The following is a 421-nucleotide window of genomic DNA, read 5'->3' as shown; positions in this document are numbered from 1 at the left end:
GTGCATCCCCGATTTTTGAATACAAAATTCAAACCGAAGAACACGAGGCGACATGATCCGACTGAACTCCCATCCCAGCGGCCGGCACTTCCTGCAGATCCCGGGTCCGACCAACGTGCCCGACCGCGTGCTGCGCGCAATGGACTACCCGACCATCGACCACCGCGGCCCCGAGTTCCAGCAACTCGGCAAGAAGGTGCTGGCGGACATCCGCAAGATCTTCCAGACCGCCCAGCCGGTTGTGATCTATCCGGCATCCGGTACGGGCGCATGGGAAGCGGCGCTGGTGAATACGCTCTCCGCCGGCGACCGCGTGCTGATGTTCGAGACCGGCCACTTCGCCTCGCTGTGGAAGAAGATGGCCGACAAGCTCGGCCTGAATCCGGAATTCCTGGTGGGCGACTGGCGCCACGGCGTGGAC

The 421-nt window shown here is 62.9% G+C and carries 1 pseudogene; it reads left to right on the top strand.

From position 1 onward, the window contains the following. Nucleotides 1–52: 52 nt before the first annotated feature. A pseudogene (locus AB4Z35_RS30735) lies at nucleotides 53–421 on the top strand (serine--glyoxylate aminotransferase); the annotation flags it as partial.

Source organism: Pseudomonas sp. KB_15 (assembly GCF_052114525.1).
GTDB lineage: Bacteria > Pseudomonadota > Gammaproteobacteria > Pseudomonadales > Pseudomonadaceae > Aquipseudomonas.
This window is presented reverse-complemented; position numbering and strand designations above follow the sequence as displayed.